Below are 18,677 nucleotides of genomic sequence, written 5' to 3'. Positions count from 1 at the left end.
GTTACACCCTCACAGATGCTCGGAGCAAAATTACGCGATAGCCTTTTTAACGAAGGGCCTCATGTATGGATAACGGATTCCGGATTCCTCGTATGTTGGATAGATAGTGGTGTTGTTAAATCACTGTTCGACCGATCGGAAAATGCCAATGGTTTTGAAAGCATATACGGTTTCAATCCCTATCCGCATTATACCCATATGTTGAGTGAAGATTATGGCCGGCAATACCAATTCGAAGGCATTGCCAACTATGCGGCCATCAGCGACATCCACGGTCAATTTGACTTGTACGTAATACTGTTGAAAGCACATGGTATCATCGATTCTGCGCTTAATTGGTCATACGGTGCGGGTCACCTCATCATACTGGGCGATATCATGGACAGGGGCATAGGTGTGACTGAAGCCCTTTGGCTTACCTATAAATTAGAGAGCCAAGCCTTGGCAGCCGGTGGCCGTGTACACTTTCTCTGTGGCAATCATGAGGCCATGGTCATGGACGATGACCTGGGGTATGTAGACCAAAAATACCTTACTACCGCCACGCTTATGGGAACAACCCACCACGAGCTGTACGGCCCCAGTACCTTGTTAGGCCGGTGGCTACATAAGCGCCCAATTATGCTGACCATCAATGATGACCTCATCACCCATGCAGGCGCATCGCCAGAATTGGTGGATAACGCATTCTCTATTTCCCAAATCAACACCCTATTTATCGATAGCATATACCCCCAATCCAAGACCAAATGGTGGTATGATAAGCAACTCCATTTTCTGGCAACAAGTAAGGGTCCTCTCTGGTATCGCGGGTATTTTAGTGGGAAATTCCGTGAGGAAGATATGGTCGATATCCTACATTACTTCAATAAACGCCGGATAATAGTAGGGCATACACCTTCAGGAGAAATCCGTAACATGTTTAATGGTAAATTATTGGCCATAGACGCCTCCGTACAATCCGGCAAAAACGGGGAAATATTGTTATATGAAAAAGGCATTTATGCCCGAGGGCTGATTGATGGCGGTACACTCCCGCTCATGGTTTCACCATAGCGATTAATGATGAGCGATTAATACTCTTCCCTTTCAAAGATCTCCGGTTCAGTCCCGGCTTCCGCCGTTACCACCTTTTTCTTGCCCGTAATCATCCGCACGAGTACCGGAGCTGTCGCCAGCACCACAATGCCTATAATCACATATTCCAAGTTGCGCTGTACCCATTCATTTTCACCAAGCAGATAGCCCAATGTAACCAAGCTGCCTACCCAAAGAATACCTCCAATGATATTATATAAGGCGAATTTTTTGAAATCCATCTCCACAATGCCAGCCACTATCGGGGCAAATGTGCGCACAACGGGGAGAAAACGGGCAAAGATAATCGCCATCCCTCCCCTTTTGTGGTAAAACTCCTGGGCCCTAAAAACATATGCCTTCTTGAAAAACCACGTGTCTTTCTGCTTCAACAATCGATGTCCAAAATATTTACCGCACCAATAACCCACAAAATTACCCAGAATTCCCGCTACAGATATCAAGGCAATCCAATACAAGAGGGTCATCACGGAATCAAGGGGGCCAAGCGAGATGTTGGCAATGATAATCCCAGCAATAAAGAGTATGGGATCACCCGGCAGGAAAAAGCCAATCAGGATACCCGTCTCAGCAAAAACAATGAATAACAATAAATAAAGGCCACCGTGTTCGACAATCCAATCTGGATTCGTGAGGTTATTGATAAATTCGAGAAATTCAGCCACTGATAATAACGCAAAAATGAAAGCAAAAGAACTACCTAATCCTGGAATGAACCAGTACAAAACCATGCCATGTTACTTGGAAAACGACCAACTTGTTGAATCCGCAAAAAGAAATGTCATTATGGTGACAAAAGGACTGACAACCCATCACCTGCCACCAACAAAATCATTGGCCTGACAAAAACGCTCCATACCATCTCCCCGATTCCTTCACAATCCGCTGTTGCGTTTCGAAATCCACGTGCACCAGGCCAAAACGCGGGTGGTACCCCTCCGCCCATTCGAAATTGTCGGTCAATGTCCACACAAAATAACCCTGCACGTTACATCCCTCCTGCTTGGCTCGTAGCACCTGCTCCATATGGCTCCCTAGGTATTGCACACGTAAGGGGTCACGTACGCTCCCTTCCCTCACCTCATCGGGAAAAGCGGCCCCGTTTTCAGTGACATAAATCTTGGGGATATTGGGATATGCACTGAATTTTTTGATCATTTCATAAATAGCAGGCGGATACACCTCCCACCCCATTTCGGTAACTGCCTCGACTTTGCGTTTTTTGGCTTCCACAAGACGTGCCCGCAGGTAAGGCACAAAATAGGAATGCTTCACCACTTCACGGGTATAATTTTGGATACCAATGAAGTCGAAATCGAAGGGCAGGGATTGATCATCCCCTGCAAGCATGTATTTTTCCATTCCTTGTAAGGCGTTCAAATCTGCTATGGGATAACCCAGCCCGAGCAGTGGCTCGATGAACAGGCGATTTATCAATGCATCTGCCCGCGTAGCCGCCCGTACGTCACGTGGCTTTGAACTGAATGGATGGATACTGGAACAGGAAAAGGTACTGCCCAGCTGCGCTTGCGGCAATGCCGAGCGGAGAAGGCGTCCTACCCTACCCATCGCCAAGGCTGCATGATGTGCAGCGGGAAAGAAATTCCGTAGCCCGGTAAGTCCAGGTGCATGCACGCCGAAAAAGTATCCGGCACCGGTAAATACCGTGGGTTCGTTAAGCACCATCCAGTGCTGCACACGGTCACCAAAGTGTTTAGCAGCAGATGCTGCATATTCTTCCAGCCAAAAAATGATGTTACGGTTTGTCCAACCGCCCCGATCCTGCAAAGCTTGGGGCAAATCCCAGTGGTAGAGTGTTACCCAAGGTGTGACACCTTTTTCCAGGCAGTAATCAATCAATCGGTCGTAATAGGCAATAGCTTTAGGGTTTTCGGGGCCAATACCATTTGGGAAAACACGGGGCCATGAAAGGGAAAACCGGAAATTGGGAATATGCATCTCCCTCACCAATGCGATATCTTCTTGATACCGGTTGTAAAAATCATTTGCCACACGGGCGTGATAATTATGCTTGATTTTACCTTTACGTCCCGTAAAAGTGTCCCATATCGATGATCCTTTACCATCGGCATCAACTGCCCCCTCAGTTTGAAAAGCCGCACTGGATACCCCCCATTGAAAATCTTGTCCGAAATCCTCCCTTACCATTCGCTATACCAATGCCTTAGCCACATGCGTTTCCAACAGCTTATCGATGATTGCCTGCGTGCAATCGGGGTAATCTACCGAAATGGTTTGTTTACCATTCAGCCAAGTTTCAATAGCTACATCATTTTTGGGCTTCAGGTTTTTGATCACAGGCACGCCCATCTCCTCAAGCGCGGCCGCGTTGAGGTGCTGTTCGTATTGATTTTTCATGGGGATGACCAATAGTTTTTTTTGTAGAAAGAGCGCTTCTGCCGGGGTTTCGAACCCGGCACCGCATAGCACACCTGCCGATGTCGCCATACTTTGGATAAAAAGCTCATTGGCGATGGGCTGGACGCTAACGTTGCGCATCTCGAATGGGGTTTTATTATGTTTGGAAAATACTTGCCAACGGATATCGGGAAAACGCATCAAATGCTTGAGTAACCTGGTATCGTCATACGCGGGAAGATAAACGGTATAATGCCCTTGGTCTGCCACATCCAGCTGACGCACTTGCTGCCGGATGACCGGTGTAAAAGTTCGGTGGCTATACTTCTTGAAGTGAAATCCATAATTGATTGTGGCGGGTGCATAATTTTTCATGATGAATTTGCCTACCATATCCGCTTCCTTTGGTTTTGGCGATTGGGCATCCATTGCAGCCGCTTGGTGACTGAGGCCGATGCACTCCTTATCACGCGTATTGCAAGCCCAGGCAGAAATCGGCTCAAAATCATTGATGATCAAATCATATTGTTCAATAGGAAGCGTATTGACTTCCTGAACGAGCCTCCGTACGGTCGAACTCATGAACGTTTTCCATAGATCAACCCCTCCGGATTTGCCAAAAATAAAGCTGAGCCCATGCATACGGTACTTCACGGGGAAAGGCAGTTCCAAATCCGCTTGGATACCACTGACCAGCACATCAACCTCCGCACGCCGCTGCAGGCAGGGTACCACATCCATTGCCCGGCTTAGGTGGCCGTTGCCCGTTCCTTGTACTGCGTATAAAATTTTCATATTGACACAACGGACATTAGACTTCCAGTATCAGCTTCCCGGCTTCTTTCTCGCAAAGATTAAAAATAACCATCAGTGCGAATCCGCATGATCTGCGTTATCCGTGTTCCAACTTCTCAACTTTCCAACTACCTAATGTCTGAACGCTGAGGCCAAAAAACGTAAAAAAATACGGCTTTTCAAACCCGAAATCCATTTTACTATTCTTTTCACCATGATCATATCCAATTTTCCTTCTGACAATGTCGCTATTTAACATTACCCCAACATTAAAAACAGGTGAAAAATTTGTGATATTTCGATAATTCAACTAATTTTAGGTCATGAACCGAATCTACCTATTACTGTTAGCAGTGCTTGTGATTATCATGCTATCGTCGTGGGGCTTCCACGCCCATAAGCTCATCAATCGGATGGCGGTATTTGCCTTGCCAACCGACATCGCTGGATTCTATAAGCACCATGCAGATTACATAACCGAACACGCCATAGATGCCGACAAGCGGTGTTATGTGGATACGGCCGAATCACCTCGGCATTTCATTGATGTGGATGATTATGGGGAACAACCTTTTGACAGCATCCCCATTCATTGGACGGCAGCTGCTGGCAAATTCACCGAACGCAGGTTGCTGGCTTCGGGTATCTTACCATGGCAGATCAACCGGAGTTACCATAATTTGGTCACGGCACTGGGTGAAAAGGATTTCCAACGGATATTGCGCTATTCAGCAGATATAGGTCATTATTTGGCCGATGCCCATGTACCCTTGCACACCACCAGCAACTACAATGGTCAACTCACCAATCAAGTAGGTATCCATGCGTTTTGGGAGAGTAGGTTACCCGAATTATTTTCCGATGGATATAATTTTTTCGTTGGCCGTGCCCATTATATCGAGTCACCTTTGAACGACGCTTGGCGTATTGTGAAGGAAAGCTTCAGCTTGGTGGATTCCGTGTTGGGCATCGAAGCCCAGTTGAATGAACGGTTTCCAGCCGACCGGAAGTATGCTTATGTGGAACGTAACCGCTCCTTGATCAGGGCTTATTCCGAGGAATACTCCCTCGCCTACCATGAGGCGCTGCAAGGCATGGTGGAACGTAGGTTGCGGGCTTCCATCATCAGTGTGGGGAGCTTCTGGTATTCAGCATGGGTGGATGCCGGGCAACCCGACATCAGGCATCTTACTAAACAAACGCTCACCCAGGATTCCCTAGCAACCCCAACCCCCGCCCAAAAGATATTGGGCAGGGAGGAGTGGCATTAAAGCTTAATCGTATATACTCAAAGCGGATTTCACCGCATGGTAGTCCTGTAAATTCACCTGCGACAAGGATGCACTCACCCCTCCGGGTATCAGGATATACCTGAATTCCAAGGATCCGCCTAGGCCTATGCTGCCTGAGTCGTCATGCGAAAATCGGGTGATGTGTATCACGCCGACCTTGGTTCGGTAATCAATCGTATTGGACTTACCTCCAGCATCGCTGATATAGGGAAGGAGGTAAGCGGTACTCGAAAACCGCATGAACACCAATACCACTCCATTGTTAAGGATTCCTGTGGTAAGCTTGGGAGCATATAAGTTTTTTACTTTCAAATGCGATCCATCAATAATGGTATCGCGCTGGCTTTCCGTAAGGGTCGCCCAATTGCTGTAGATGACATTGGCCGTGCCTGCAGGACCCTTGTCACCATTTTCTCCTTTTTCTCCCTGTGTCCCTTGTTCGCCTTGGGGGCCCATCGGCCCTAAGTCGCCCTTTTTGCAGGCTGACAGGCCGATAGCCACAGCCCCTACGGCTATAAGCAAAAATTTACAATGTTTCATGGTTGTTTGATTTGAATGTTAGTGATTATTGAAATTTATTTTTGATAATTACTAACACAAATATCGGAAGTTATGAAAACTAAAAACAATACCCATTTTGGTGTATAATAATCAATGACACAAATAATTATAAAAAAAGGACTATCGTGTCAACGGCTTAGTTGAGCTGCATGGACGATGATACCAATCGCCTCGGTAAGTTCTTCCGCTGTAAAACTTCCGAAGCCAAAACGTATGGCGCAATGTTCTTTTGATTGGTAAAGTAAAAACCGGGGCAAGTACAGGCCTTGCTGGGAACAAGCTTTCTGCAATTGCATCAAATTAAGGTCACGTGGCCATTTCGTCCATATCGCCAAGCCTCCGCTAGGTAAGCTGAAATCGACATAGCCATCTAATTGCACCCTCAGCAGCTGGGCAAGGTGGTCACGACGGGAACGATATTCGTTGGTGGCCTTTTTCAGATAACGATGGATTTCACCATCAGCAATTAACTCACCCAATGCCAACTCGGTCAGGATGTCACCATGCCGATCCATGATATCCAAAAGTTTCCCCATTTCGCTGATCAATGTTTCTGGCGCTACGATGAAACCGGAGCGGAAACCGGCCGCCAAGGACTTCCCGAAGGTTCCGACGTAAACCACCATCCCTTCCGTATCGGCACTGGCCATGGGCAACAGCGGACTGCCATCATAGTGGAAGTCGTAGTCGTAATCATCTTCGAGGATGATAAACCCATACCTTGCCGAAAGCTCCAGTAGCTCCATGCGGCGTTGCGTATTAAGCGTAACCGTAGTGGGATAATGGTGATGCGGTGCAATATAAAGCATCCGGAACGGATGTTGTTCGCAAAGTTCACGGATGGCCGCAACATCGAGCCCGCCTTCATCCATAGGCACGGTAAGTATCTGCGCCCCGGCTTTCTGGAGAATCATATTGGTCGCAAAATAACTCAGCTCCCCTACCACTACCCGGTCGCCCGGAGTGATCAATGTTTCGACAACGATATAAATGCTGAGTTCAAGGCTACGCGTGACAAGGATATTTTTTTTTGAGACATGCAATCCCCTTGTCAGGTTCAGGAAATTGGCAAGGTTTTCCTTGTAGTATTCATTTCCTGTCAGGTTACCATGTCCCAATTTGGCCCGGTTGGATTTGCGCTTCATATTGGTATGGAACAATCGGGAAAGATAATCCACATGCGACAGCCGGGCATCCGGCAGGCCATCGTCAAAACTATATGTTGCTGCGGAATCATCGAAGGGGTTGTCCAGCACAGTCCATTTCTTAAAACCAAATCCTGTGGATTTAGGATAGCTTACCAGCGCATCCCCATCATAACCCTTTATTTTCTGCGGTTTGTCTACCTTGCCATTCTTGATGAATGTTCCGCGGCTCGGGTACGTCGCTATCCACCCCTGGGCATCGAGTTCAGCATAACTGGCCACCACGGTATTGCGATGGAGTCCCAACAGCCTGCCCATCTGCCTAGTTCCCGGCAACTTATGCCCTTCCATCAAATAGCCTCGTTGGATGGCATTGATAAGCTGATGGGCCACCTGCAAGTATACGGGCGTGGCAGATTGCCGATCTACCTGAACAAAACTTCGATAGGGAACCAAAACCGGACTATCCATAAAATTAAAACTGGCACATCATGATGTGCCGGCAAGATACGACTTTTGGCAAAGTTTAACATATAACTACTGTTTTCATGAAGATATACATTACCAGTTGCCTCCTAATCATCTTATCCCTTTCAACCACCGCTTATGGCCAAACCACGTTGTCCGATACCAGTACGATTAACCTCGCCGAAATAATCATCACCGAAAACCGCCTCCAAATACCTTTTGCCAAACAGAACCGAAATATTCACATCATCACACGGGATGAGATTGCCGCTAGTCCTGCACGTTCTATCAATGAACTGCTCGCCTACGTGGCTGGTATAGACGTTCGACAGCGTGGACCCTGGGGAGCCCAAGCGGACATTAGCATAGACGGTGGCACATTTGACCAAACGTTAATTCTCGTCAATGGTGTAAAGATGAACGACCCGCAGACTGGTCATAACAGCATGTCATTGCCCATACCAACAGACGCCATCGAGCGCATAGAAATTATCCGTGGACCTGCAGCACGCATCTATGGAATCAACAGCTTAACGGGTGCCATCAACATCGTAACCCGTAAAGTGGCCAACAGCGGTATTGAGGGGCGCGTATATGCCGGATCGAGCTTCAAAAGCGATGAGGAGTCGGACGACCTGTATAACAGTCGCGGTGTACAACTAGGCGGCCGCATAGCCGGTGAGCATGGTAGGCACCTGCTGTACGGCGGTTATGATGGAGGAAACGGCTATCGTTATAATACGGATTTCCTGAACACGAAACTATTTTATCAGGGTGACGCGATCGTGGACCAAGATGACCTATTGAGCTGGACGGCGGGCTATGCCTACAACAACTTTGGCGCCAACGCTTTCTATGCCGCTCCCGGCGACAGCAATTCACAGGAAATTATCCAAACCGCTCTTGGAAGCATCCAATATACCAGTCAATTGAACGAGAAATGGACACTCACGCCGCGTATAGCTTATCGCTTCGCTTACGACGACTACCGTTACCTAAAGGACGACCTCAGTAAATACCGGAACATGCATCGCTCCCAGGTGATCAGCTATGAGTTCAATTCACGCTATCGGGGCAACTTTGGTGAGCTTGGTTTCGGAGCGGAACTCCGCAATGATATCATCCGAAGCACGAGCTTGGGCGACCGCAACCGCTTCAATTACGGTTTCTATGGCGAATTTAGGGCAGATAAAGTCGATCGACTGAGCCTCAGCCTAGGGGCATACCTCAATTATAACAGTGATTTTGGGTGGCGTGTTTACCCCGGTCTGGATGCCGGATACAATTTCTACGGTAATTGGAAGGTGTTTGTCAATACCGGAACCGGTCAACGCATCCCTACATTTACGGACCTTTATTACCAAGGGGCCGGCAATCGGGGTAATCCAAACCTGACATCCGAAAATGCCTATTACGCAGAAGGCGGGCTGAAATTCATCGGGCCAAAATGGCAGCTGAACGCCTCCTATTTTTACCGTCGCATCGATGATTTCATCGACTGGACCCGTAAATCATTGGAGGACCCTTGGGTACCGGACAATTTTCTGCAGAACAATACAAACGGCGTGAACTTAAGTATTTCTTATCGCTGGCCCACACAGCAGCCCAGTAATGGATACATTACGTTCGCTTATAACTACCTTGATCCGAAGTTTAAACAATATGATGATAACAACTTGTCACGCTATGCAATTGAGAGCCTAAGACACCAAGCAGTAGCCATGATGAATTACCACATCGGAAAAGTAGGACTCACTGCCGCAGAACGCTTTGTGGAACGCATCAGCTATCGAAGGTATTTCCTGACTGACGTACGGGCTACCCTCAGCCTGGGCGCATATCAGCTGTATTTAGACGCCAATAATATTTTTGATAAGCGATACATAGAAGCCGCAGCTGTCCCCATGCCGGGGAGGTGGGTTAGCCTCGGACTCAAGTATGCGCTCCGTTAAGTGTTTTCCCCATTAATGGGTCAGTGATGCTCACCGAGCCCGTCTCTACGTGTCCGGCAAAGCGTAAGTCAAAGGCTGAAACATCCTCGATGGTTATTCCTACATCGTACCATCCATGCCTACAGGGGAAGGTCAGGCCAGTTTGCCGGCCTTTCCCCTTTATCTTCAGCATCTCCGGTGGATTGCCGTAAACAAGGTCTTTAATATGTAGCTTATAGTTTTCGGATCCCATAAACGAGAGTTCAATATCACCGGAGGTGATATCCCCTGTTGCCGTCGCCTCAAAACCAGGCATATCGCGATCGCCCGTAACCATCCCATACAAGCCGTTCGGCCCGTGTACTTCCAGCTGAAATCGTCCATTTTCGAAATCCACCAAAGGCCAATGATATTGCAACTGCTCGCCCTGCTTTACGGCGAAATCCCATGTGCGTCCTATCTGCACATCGTCACCGTACGCAACGGGGCAGTGTACCCGAAAAGGCATTCCGATTTGCTTGGTCTTCGGCAATTTACCATCCAGCCCGAAAAGTATGGACAATCGCTGTAGCTTGTGGTCAACACGAAACGTCAATGAAACATCATACGGCAAAGCACATGCTGGTTTCGTGCCTGGTTCTTGTTGCGGCAGCAACGATGCGTCGTGGATATTTTGTGCCATTCGATCCAGCTCATCGGGTTGTAGCAACCGGTAATTGCCCGGCAACCTCTTCGTCTTGGCGGAATAGATGCGCGCTACGTCGGTGTTGCGGTCTACCCATTGTAACGTGGGTTTACCCATGTATTCCACCGGCCTGAAAACCGAGGTGAGATCGCCGCATACCAGTCGGCGCCAAGCGCTTATATTCGTTTCGACCACCATCTTTCCCACCTTCCGCGCCAAGAAATGCTCCAGAAACTGAATAGTGGAAGTGTGGTCGAACACCTCCGAATTTACCCAGCCACCTTTTGTCCAAGGCGATGCTACCACCATCGGAACGCGGAATCCCAGACCAATGGGGCTATCGAGCGTGGCCTGCGGATTTCCCGTCCGTATTTTTTCCTGCTCAGCCGTCACATATTCCTCAGCGGTATCGATATGTTGAGGCACCGCACCACTTTCTTCCCTGCCCGAATGGGGTGGTACAAACGGCGGCACATGATCAAAATAGCCATCATTTTCATCATACGTTAGGATGAAAATTGTCTTTTTCCACACTTCGGGGTTCTTCGTCAGAATGTCCAATGCTTCGGATACGTACCAAGCCCCATACCAAGGCGACCCCGGATGATCCGAAAACCGGCATGGTGCCACCAACCACGATACGGTGGGCAGCTTATCTTCCTTGACGTCCTTACGAAACTGGTAGAAAACATCGCCTTTAGGTACTTCCACGGTCTTCTCCGTTCCCTCGTCGGTATAAGTGAGGGTTTCCAACCGATGGTAATCCGCATCTCCAGTATTGGTTACAAATGCTCGACGATGGATTTCCTGCTCAAAAGGCGCGAGCTTATCAAAATTAGCTGCATTGTACTGCCGGATATCTTGACGCAGCCGCGTCAACTGCTCTTGCAGCTTATTGCGTTCGTCTCCGACCACTTCACCACGGCCAAGCAATCCTTCCAATTCGACAAGCCGACGTTCCATATAAACACGATGGGCCACGTGGAAACGTACCTTGTATTGCCCGTAAAATTCCAAGTTATTGTCCGTGAAATTGGCTAACCAATCTTCTTCCTCTCCCTCGAATCCGACAGGCAGGCTCAGTTCATTCTGGTATACTTTCCATTCGACACCCGCTTCCTGCAATCGTTCGGGGTAGGTTTTCCAGCCTACGTCCTTGTAGTTGATCTGTCCGTTGTCCACATGGGCGACGGAATCCGGGTTATGCGGCTCCTCACGTATCGCCCCAGCCCAGAAATACGAGCGGTTGGCACTGGTGCCGGTGAGCGACGAGCAGAAATGCTGATCGCATACGGTGAATGCATCGGCAAAGGCGTAATAAAAGGGCAAATCCTTACGGGTATAATAGCCCATGGTTAGTGGCATGTGCTGGTAATCGGGGTTGCCGGCCTTCTTGGCTTCCAACCACGTATCCATCTTACCGTTGTTACGGGCATGCACCATGTCCTTCCAACCATGTGGCAGGGAACCCATCCATGTCGATTTCGTATGCTCGATGTCCAAGTGGAAGGGCGCATAGCTTTCTCCCTTATTATTGGTCTGCACCCAAACCGGCAATCCATTGGGCAAGCGGATAGCGCGCGGGTCGTTAAATCCGCGCACGCCGCGCAATGTACCATAGCAATGATCGAATGAGCGGTTTTCCTGCATCAGAAAAACGATGTGTTCAGCATCCAGGTAGGTGCTACCCGCTTGCGCGTCAATGGCGAGTGCCCGTTGGATGGATTCGGGTATCATTTGGACGGTTGCCGTGGCACCGGCCAACAGCGCAGCTTTTTTAAGGAAGGTTCTTCTTGATTCCATGGTTAAGTGATGTTATTGGCTCCCAATAATACAGATTTTATTGCAACCACCAAGGTTTTTCATTAATGCTGTCAATTGATGATGGTTTCAGGTAGTCGATCCTTTCTTGTCCAAATAGTCACGAAAAGATCCTGAATCAAATCCTTTGCATCATCCGCGTTGCCAATGCGTTTCAAAGAAGAGTTATACAGCGATTCCCAATATTGGTTGTACAATTCGGTGAATGCACCAATCTCTCCGGTCCGCAACCGTTCCAATAATTGACCATCCATTTGTCCATTTGTTTAACGCTCCAAAAGTAAGGCTCTTAGTATTAATCTTGAGTTAAGTTTTATGATGACATGAAAAAAGCCCTTGGGAGGTTGTGAACCTCCCAAGGGCTTAATTTAACCATATACAATCCGTACAGTTATCCCTTAGGCTCCAGAATACGCCACACCACTGCAGCAACCACAGCTCCCACTATTGGTGCCACGATAAATAGCCACAATTGGCTCAATGCCACACCTCCGGCTAATAAGGCTGGTCCAAAGCTACGTGCCGGGTTCACGGAAGTACCCGTAATCGGGATGGCTACCAAGTGAATAAGCACCAACGTGAGGCCAATTGCCAGTCCAGCCATGTTACCATTACCCCATTTGGAGGTAACGCCAAATATCACAAACAAAAACAGGAAAGTAAGCACGGCTTCGACAAGGAATGCTGCGGAAGTACCATATTCATTCTGGTATCCAGCTCCCCAACCATTGGAACCATAAGCCCAATCACCTGCCGTAAACCCTGCCAATTGTCCGCTAAGCACCTGTTGCAACACAAAGGCTCCCAGCAATGCACCGATTAATTGCGCAATGATGTAGACAATAGCGTCCATAACGGAAATTTTTCCGTTTACCAGCATTGCAATGGTGATGGCTGGGTTGATGTGGCAACCGCTGATGCCACCGATGGCATACGCAAACACGACGACCGCCAAGCCAAAGGCAAATGAAATCCCCAATAAGCCCAAGCCCGAAAGGCCTGCGAGTGTGTCAGTTCCTGCCACAACAGCAGCGCCGCATCCGAAAAGCACCAGTCCGAAGGTGCCAACCAATTCGGCTACGAATTTAGTTGATGTTTTTATCTCCATGATTTTTGAAAATTGGTATAACCAAAGGTAGCATCTTTCTTTTAAAAACAACATTAATTTTATCACTACAAAATATCCACAAAAAAAGGCCACGCTTCACAGCGGAGCCTTTCCATTTAACCAAACCTAACAAAATGAATGCTTTTTAAAATTCATTTTGTTTGCTCATCCATGCCATAGAAAACAGACACGTTTATGGATAAACCTAACAAAATGAATGCTTTTTAAAATTCATTTTGTTTGCTCTACCCGGCCTATTAAAACAAACACGAAACGGGTAAAACCTAACAAAATGAATGCTATTTAAAATCGTTCTGTTTGCTCATCCATTCCATAGAAAATAGACATACTTATGGATAGCCTAACAAAATGATAAAACCTTTGCATTTGCAATGGCAAAGATAGTCCGACCCTGTTATCCTGCCATTAAGCCGCGATTAACATATCGTCAACAAATCCGGGAATCTTCAAGGATACAATCCTATTTATTTATAATGGGTAAATGCACATGGAACGTGGTGCCTTGGTTGGGTAAACTATTAACATAAATTTTTCCGTGGTAGGCTAGTATGATCTGTTTGACTATAGCAAGGCCGAATCCCGTGGACTGTTCCCCCTCGGTACCTTGGCGCCTGGTGACCTTCCCCATTTCGAAAAGCTTGTCCTGGAATTCCAGGGGGATACCGATCCCATTGTCTTGCACCTGGATGATTGCTTCATGCTCCTTCTGTTCCAACCTCACTTGGATATGGCCATGGCGGGGGGTAAACTTAATGGCATTGATTATCAAGTTACTGATGACCCGCCAAATCTTTTCCCGACTACCGCTAAAAATGATCGGCACGGTGTTCACCGTAATAGTTTGCTGCTTATCATTAGCCCACAATTGCATAAGCTCGACACAATCATGCACCATGGTTTCCAAATCGATCGCATCTTTACTGTTCGATGTATCTTTCTCATAACTATGCATCAGCTCCTGAATCAGGTTCAACGTTTGCGTTGTGGATTTACTGATGATTTCAAGGTAGTCCCGATCATCAGTCGATAGTAGTCCGTTACTTTGCTTCAGCATATCTACGCTCATTTGGACATTCGCCGCAGGAGTCCTTAAGTCGTGGGCCACCATGGCTATAATACGGGTATTGTCTTGTTGGCTATCCTGTAAAGCTAACAAGGCCAATTGGAGTTTTTCATTCTTTTCACTGATGCTTTTATTCAAGGCCGTCAGCCGTTTGATGCTTTGTCTCGATCGTTGCCAATTGCTGTAAATAAGGTAGACAATACTCAACACCAATAGCAGCGCAACAATGCCGATGATCAAGAGAATCACATGCTGCCTGTTTTGCGATGGTAATTCCGCAAGGTGATCCTGACGAGAATTTCCATTTTCATACAGCGGCAATACATGATCCATCCTCACTTTGGATTGTACAGGCCGCCGCTGGCATGCTGCCATACAGCAGCATATTACGATGATCATCAAAAGCGGATAATAAAGAAATTTGTTTTTCATTGATACGGCATCCCTTGAACTGTTTCTGCCGACCCTAAGGTACAAAATAATTTAAACTTCAAAATTTTCGCTGGGCAATGAATCAAGTCCTTCACAGCTACTCCCCAGCAATTGTTGGGCGGAAGGCAGCCAGTTTGTATATAGAGGTCTGCCAGCTTGATTTGCGCGACCAACACATCCCAGTTGTCAATTACGGACCAGCGAACGTTTACCCTGTCCCGGATGATATTGCTTTCAATTACGTATACTCTATAATTCCGTATCTTCGTTGCCATGCAACCGTTGAAGAATGCAGCGCCGGTCAGCCCAATCCGGTATACCTTCCGGTTCATCTGGTGAACCTTTCGGCCCATCGGGTCTACCTGCTGCACTCCGGTTGGCCGAGCCGCTGTACAGGCTGTCCGCGATGGCAGACCTTCCGGAGCTAACGGTGATACCGTCGGACCGGACGGTGATACTTCTTGTCCTTCGGTAAGTGCTTCCGGATGGCATGGTGTTCCCTCCGCTCCGTAACGCGGTGTCGATAAGCTTGCCTAACGGACAATTTCAACAAAAATTTGGAGTTCTTAGCGATAGAAAGTATATTTAGCAGCCATGTTTACAACAAATAACCTCCTATGATTGACAACTTAAAATATCTTCCGCGCAAAACCATCATCCAACTATTTAATGAAGTATTCGATCAGTTGCCGCGCGTGCTGGCAGATGTGGCTCCGGATGGTTGGGAACAAGGCCCGTATTACCCGCTGTTCCACTTTAGTCCAGAAGAAGAGCTATTGCGGACATTGCTCAGCAAATTAGCCAAAACACAATATGAACAACGATTTGGGGTACTGAAACACCAATACTCCGATGCTGTAGACTTAGAAACATTATTCAAAAATTTCGCCTTTACACACGAACCTAAACCATTCTATCCTGAAAAGGAGTTATGTAGCTTGTTTGTTGATGCGCTTAGCGCCATATGTCACAGCGGAAAATTCAACCGTGAGAATGACACATTTTTTTATGAAGTCAATCCCCCTGTAGCCCATTCGGCCGCGGAGATTGTAGCACGAGATAAAGGAATCACCACCGAGAGGCCATATCACCTCCCTTTTATCCCATGGGAAAAGCGCATCTTGATCATCGAAGCCAATCTCATTCCACTAATGCGTTATCTCTTTCAGGCTTTGCACAAAACCGACTTTCATTGGGAATACGTAGATTATGAGGTTTTGGAGTTTATCGGGTATTGCAGCGCCTACCAAGCAGGCGAGACAAAAGATTTGGCACCATATTATGCCAATGAAAATGACCACAAACTTGGCATTACGAGCGCCCCGAATCTAGAAGATTATTTCAAACAGGTCGACAAGGAATTGCCCAGTGACGCTGTAGTGGCTTACGTTGATGTATTCGGGAAATGGCCGAACGGCTTTCCGCTGGACAAAGACCGCTATCTCGAATGGCATAAGAAGCTCAACACCGACAAGTAACCCACCCAACGGGGATGAACTTGGAATAGACTGTTGGAAAATGACAAATTGCCAATATCTTTACCCGTGATACCGCCACATCCTTCGATTAACTAGGGTTTCGGAACACGTAACAATTTTTAACTTTACTGTGAGCAAAGGCAACAATACCACTTCCAATCATGAATGAGAAGATATATCGTGTTCTGAAATCAGGCCATATCGGTGATGATGTAGCAAATGACGTGGCATCTAAATTCAAACCCGTAAGCAAGCGAAGTGATATTTTACTTCCAAAAGGGAGGGTAGCCAATAAGATATTCTTCATTGACAGTGGATTTGTCGTGTTGACCAGCGAAATCAACGGTCAATTATTCACCCGCCACATCGCCAAAGAGAATGATTTTATTACGGTCATGGAGAGTTTCACGACGAGGGAGCCAAGCAAAGACATGCTAAGGGCTACCAAACATGCGGAAATCCATGCCATTGGATACAACGCATTGATGGCGCTCATGGATAAGCATCCCGTATTGGAGGGCCTGTTTAGACAAATTCTCCAAAACACATTAATCAAATGTCAGGCACGGATAAATGACTTGCTGAGCCTTAGCGCTGAGGCATACTACGAAAAATTGATCAGGGAGAGCCCATACATATTACAGGCAATCCCCCAATACGAGCTATCCACCTATTTGGGGATCGCATCGCAGAGCCTCAGCAGGATAAAAAAGAAGTTGCTGAAACTTTCTTAACATATGTGAAGATTTCGCGTGATTAACGTGCCTAGTTTTGTAGCCAGATATCAAAGATTATGGTGACAAAAAAAATACTTATCCTGATTGCAATCATGGGCAGTTTTTCCAAACTAGCTGCTCAAAGCGAAACGCCTGCCCAACCTGCCTTTTCTATCGAAGCCCGCATCACCAACTTCTTCCAGCGCGGCTACGATTTCAAAGTATTCTACTATCCGTCAAATAACCTGATGTCATATGGCGTATCCATTACTGGCCAACGGATTACTGGCACGGGGAAGGGTCTTGTCTTTGATGGGGAAAACCTGGATCAGGTGGACACCCGGCTTAGTTGGGTGGCAAGCTTGCTGGCTAGACGCCATTTTTCTTCAGATTACAAAGGCTTCTTTGCCGAATTCAGTGGCGGCATCGAACAGTTTAGGGTAAGCTATCAGCAAACTGAACAAAGGGACCTGAACGGCTTCCTATCACCCTGCATCGGTTATCTCTGGTTCCCACTTAAGGAGAATCACTTCTATATCATGCCTAAAGTTGCGGTCAATTTTTTGATTTTCCGGCCCGATAGGCAAGTCGTAGGACCAGCGACCTATCGGCTGCGAAGCGTCCATCCCAGTCCATCAGTTACCGTTGGATGGAAGTTTTAGCTAACGATCGTACACAATATCTCATCATGCCACAAAAATACCGTGGAGTTTCTTGCGGGCGCGCTGAATGCGCATCTTCGCGGCAGAAAGGCCGATGTGCCACGGAGGGTGCCATACAGCAGCATATTACGATGATCATCAAAAGCCTACCGACCCTAAGTTCAGTGATGCCGTCGCCCATTTAACGGATCAAGAACGGCAAAGAACAATTATGCTCAATAGTGATATCTACATTGAAGGATGACAACCGCTTCCTGTTCCACTTTGTACACTAAACGATGTTCCAAGTTTATTCGCCTGGACCAAAATCCTGCTAAATTCTCCCTGAGCGCTTCAGGCTTTCCTGTTCCTTCAAATGGCGTCCTGAAAATCTCTTTAATGAGCCCATTGATCTTTTTCAATATGGATTTATCAACTTGCTGCCAGTGCAGGTAATCGTCCCACGCATCATTCATGAAAATGACCTTCATTATTCAATAAGCGCTTTGACTTCCCCTTTTCCTTGCTGATATTGTGTTACCGCTCGTTGAAGTCTTTCCGCATTTTTAGGGGATCTCAACAAGTAAAACGTCTCCATGATGCTTTCGTAATCCGATTCTGAAAGAACCACGATATTTTCCCCTTTGGTGCGTGTAATATGTAATGGACTGTTACTTTTAAACACTTGGTCCAAATAGGTTTTTAATTTTTGCCTGAAATCTGAATATGTCGTAATCATACTGCAAATATACCAAACATTCTTTTAATGTACAACAAGTTGTACAATAACATTTCCAAATGGCTTTTCCAGTTGCCGCACTTACCAGAATAAACCCCCGACTTCCTCGTTTTCCGAACAATAAAGCTGCCAAAGTCAGGGTAGCTGGCAGGCCTTGCAGAAATAAGATTTTCTTGCTGGCAGTAACCGCACCATAAATTCAGACGAAGTCGAAAAGTTTAAAAACTTTAAGCCATATTAAGAATCGATAATTCACCTAAGAAGTCGGAGAAAAGTGGAAAAAGACATATCATTGGGAAAACAG

19 protein-coding genes are annotated in these 18,677 nt (G+C 47.0%); 7 read left to right on the top strand and 12 right to left on the bottom strand.

From position 1 onward, the window contains the following. The first annotated feature begins 15 nt into the window (after window positions 1-15). The gene (locus NF543_RS09955; protein WP_257667982.1) at window positions 16-1,056 is read left to right on the top strand and encodes a metallophosphoesterase; all 1,041 of its coding nucleotides are present in this window, start codon (window positions 16-18) and stop codon (window positions 1,054-1,056) included. A gap of 17 nt (window positions 1,057-1,073) precedes the next feature. On the opposite strand, the gene NF543_RS09950 is transcribed toward NF543_RS09955, so the two are convergent. Further along, window positions 1,074-1,763, bottom strand: a complete 690-nt coding sequence (locus NF543_RS09950; protein ID WP_257667981.1) for a DedA family protein — start codon at window positions 1,761-1,763, stop codon at window positions 1,074-1,076. A gap of 16 nt (window positions 1,764-1,779) precedes the next feature. On the opposite strand from NF543_RS09950, the gene NF543_RS09945 reads away from it, so the two are divergent. Further along, window positions 1,780-1,941 (top strand): hypothetical protein, encoded by a 162-nt coding sequence (locus NF543_RS09945; protein ID WP_257667980.1) that lies wholly within the window; start codon window positions 1,780-1,782, stop codon window positions 1,939-1,941. Here the strand turns inward: NF543_RS09945 and NF543_RS09940 are convergent. Together NF543_RS09940 and NF543_RS09935 are read right to left on the bottom strand one after the other, a co-directional pair. Continuing rightward, a complete protein-coding gene (locus NF543_RS09940) occupies window positions 1,930-3,267 on the bottom strand; it encodes a GH1 family beta-glucosidase (protein WP_257667979.1) in 1,338 nt (445 codons plus the stop codon). The two genes, NF543_RS09945 and NF543_RS09940, sit on opposite strands and share 12 nt — an antisense overlap. 3 nt (window positions 3,268-3,270) lie before the next feature. Next, entirely contained in the window at window positions 3,271-4,272 is a 1,002-nt protein-coding gene (locus tag NF543_RS09935; RefSeq protein ID WP_257667978.1) for a glycosyltransferase family protein, read from the bottom strand. A gap of 323 nt (window positions 4,273-4,595) precedes the next feature. Between NF543_RS09935 and NF543_RS09930 the strand changes: the two genes are divergently transcribed. Next, complete coding sequence (locus NF543_RS09930; RefSeq protein WP_257667977.1) at window positions 4,596-5,543, top strand: zinc dependent phospholipase C family protein; 948 nt, start codon at window positions 4,596-4,598, stop codon at window positions 5,541-5,543. A gap of 3 nt (window positions 5,544-5,546) precedes the next feature. On the opposite strand, the gene NF543_RS09925 is transcribed toward NF543_RS09930, so the two are convergent. Both NF543_RS09925 and NF543_RS09920 read right to left on the bottom strand, forming a co-directional pair. Continuing rightward, window positions 5,547-6,104: a collagen-like protein gene (locus NF543_RS09925; RefSeq protein ID WP_257667976.1), complete on the bottom strand. Its 558-nt coding sequence runs from the start codon at window positions 6,102-6,104 to the stop codon at window positions 5,547-5,549. Between the two features lie 149 nt (window positions 6,105-6,253). Next, window positions 6,254-7,741: an aminotransferase-like domain-containing protein gene (locus NF543_RS09920; RefSeq protein WP_257667975.1), complete on the bottom strand. Its 1,488-nt coding sequence runs from the start codon at window positions 7,739-7,741 to the stop codon at window positions 6,254-6,256. Window positions 7,742-7,818: 77 nt separating this feature from the next. Here NF543_RS09920 and NF543_RS09915 point away from each other — a divergent pair, with 77 nt between their 5' ends. Then, entirely contained in the window at window positions 7,819-9,690 is a 1,872-nt protein-coding gene (locus tag NF543_RS09915) for a TonB-dependent receptor plug domain-containing protein (protein WP_257667974.1), read from the top strand. Here NF543_RS09915 and NF543_RS09910 read toward each other — a convergent pair. The 5 genes from NF543_RS09910 to NF543_RS09890 form a co-directional block, all read right to left on the bottom strand. Continuing rightward, window positions 9,671-12,157, bottom strand: a complete 2,487-nt coding sequence (locus NF543_RS09910; RefSeq protein WP_257667973.1) for a phosphocholine-specific phospholipase C — start codon at window positions 12,155-12,157, stop codon at window positions 9,671-9,673. The genes NF543_RS09915 and NF543_RS09910 overlap by 20 nt on opposite strands. A 71-nt stretch (window positions 12,158-12,228) precedes the next feature. After that, window positions 12,229-12,429, bottom strand: a complete 201-nt coding sequence (locus NF543_RS09905) for an RNA polymerase sigma factor (RefSeq protein ID WP_257667972.1) — start codon at window positions 12,427-12,429, stop codon at window positions 12,229-12,231. A gap of 137 nt (window positions 12,430-12,566) precedes the next feature. Next, the gene (locus tag NF543_RS09900; protein ID WP_257667971.1) at window positions 12,567-13,283 is read right to left on the bottom strand and encodes an MIP family channel protein; all 717 of its coding nucleotides are present in this window, start codon (window positions 13,281-13,283) and stop codon (window positions 12,567-12,569) included. 481 nt (window positions 13,284-13,764) lie between these two features. Next, window positions 13,765-14,742 (bottom strand): sensor histidine kinase, encoded by a 978-nt coding sequence (locus tag NF543_RS09895; RefSeq protein ID WP_257667970.1) that lies wholly within the window; start codon window positions 14,740-14,742, stop codon window positions 13,765-13,767. Window positions 14,743-15,048: 306 nt separating this feature from the next. Next, window positions 15,049-15,291 (bottom strand): hypothetical protein, encoded by a 243-nt coding sequence (locus NF543_RS09890; protein ID WP_257667969.1) that lies wholly within the window; start codon window positions 15,289-15,291, stop codon window positions 15,049-15,051. A gap of 125 nt (window positions 15,292-15,416) precedes the next feature. Between NF543_RS09890 and NF543_RS09885 the strand changes: the two genes are divergently transcribed. From NF543_RS09885 to NF543_RS09875, 3 genes are all read left to right on the top strand, one after another. Further along, complete coding sequence (locus NF543_RS09885; RefSeq protein WP_257667968.1) at window positions 15,417-16,277, top strand: hypothetical protein; 861 nt, start codon at window positions 15,417-15,419, stop codon at window positions 16,275-16,277. Window positions 16,278-16,438: 161 nt separating this feature from the next. Next, window positions 16,439-17,011, top strand: a complete 573-nt coding sequence (locus NF543_RS09880) for a Crp/Fnr family transcriptional regulator (RefSeq protein ID WP_257667967.1) — start codon at window positions 16,439-16,441, stop codon at window positions 17,009-17,011. A 59-nt stretch (window positions 17,012-17,070) separates the two neighbouring features. Continuing rightward, window positions 17,071-17,655: a hypothetical protein gene (locus tag NF543_RS09875; RefSeq protein ID WP_257667966.1), complete on the top strand. Its 585-nt coding sequence runs from the start codon at window positions 17,071-17,073 to the stop codon at window positions 17,653-17,655. A 215-nt stretch (window positions 17,656-17,870) separates the two neighbouring features. Here the strand turns inward: NF543_RS09875 and NF543_RS09870 are convergent, their stop codons facing one another. Both NF543_RS09870 and NF543_RS09865 read right to left on the bottom strand, forming a co-directional pair. Further along, window positions 17,871-18,125 (bottom strand): Txe/YoeB family addiction module toxin, encoded by a 255-nt coding sequence (locus NF543_RS09870; protein WP_257667965.1) that lies wholly within the window; start codon window positions 18,123-18,125, stop codon window positions 17,871-17,873. Continuing rightward, on the bottom strand, window positions 18,125-18,373 hold the full coding sequence (locus tag NF543_RS09865; protein WP_257667964.1) for a type II toxin-antitoxin system Phd/YefM family antitoxin: 249 nt from the start codon (window positions 18,371-18,373) through the stop codon (window positions 18,125-18,127). The genes NF543_RS09870 and NF543_RS09865 overlap by 1 nt, the downstream gene beginning before the upstream one ends. Window positions 18,374-18,677 lie beyond the last annotated feature (304 nt).

This window comes from Parapedobacter tibetensis, assembly GCF_024704835.1.
Taxonomy (GTDB): Bacteria; Bacteroidota; Bacteroidia; order Sphingobacteriales; family Sphingobacteriaceae; genus Parapedobacter; species Parapedobacter tibetensis.
The sequence above is the reverse complement of the archived record's forward strand: the minus strand, read 5'-3'. Positions and strand labels throughout refer to the sequence as shown.